The 448-nt window shown below is 70.8% G+C and carries 1 protein-coding gene; it reads right to left on the bottom strand.

Going from position 1 to position 448, the window contains the following annotated elements; translation table 11 throughout:
• Positions 1–448, bottom strand: a 448-nt coding sequence (locus SxD43FB_RS24005; protein WP_141249664.1) for an MFS transporter, incomplete at both ends; no start/stop codon positions are given.

Below are 448 nucleotides of genomic sequence, written 5' to 3'. Positions count from 1 at the left end.
GCATGATGCTGAAGCCCGAGCCGCCCAGCCCCGCCAGCAGCAGCGCCACTCCGGAGGGCAGGACATGCGGCAGCAGCGCGAAGAGCGCCATCAGCGCGCAATAGGAGGCGACGCCGCCGACATAAAGGCGGCCATAGCGGTCCGGCCGCGCCAGCCCGGCAATAAGAAGCGCACCGAAGAAGGCGCCGACGCCGTCCATGCTGGCCAGGAAGCCGACGCCCTCCGCGCCGGGCAGCAGCCGGTCCTGCCCGATCACGGGCACCATGCTTGTCGTCGGCCAGGCGAAGATGTTGTAGATCAGCGTGACGATCATGATGGCGGTCAGCCGGCGGTCGTCCAGCACCAGCCTGACGCCGGCGGCAACCCGGCCCAGCACGCCCTCGCCGGAGGGCGCCTGCGCCTCGTTGCGGTAGGTCAGGCGCAGCGTCGCGCCGATCGCCACGAGGTA

Source organism: Sphingobium sp. D43FB, from assembly GCF_002312805.1.
Classification (GTDB): Bacteria; Pseudomonadota; Alphaproteobacteria; order Sphingomonadales; family Sphingomonadaceae; genus Sphingobium.
Note: the sequence above shows the minus strand (reverse complement) of the source record. Positions and strands in the feature narration are given on the sequence as shown.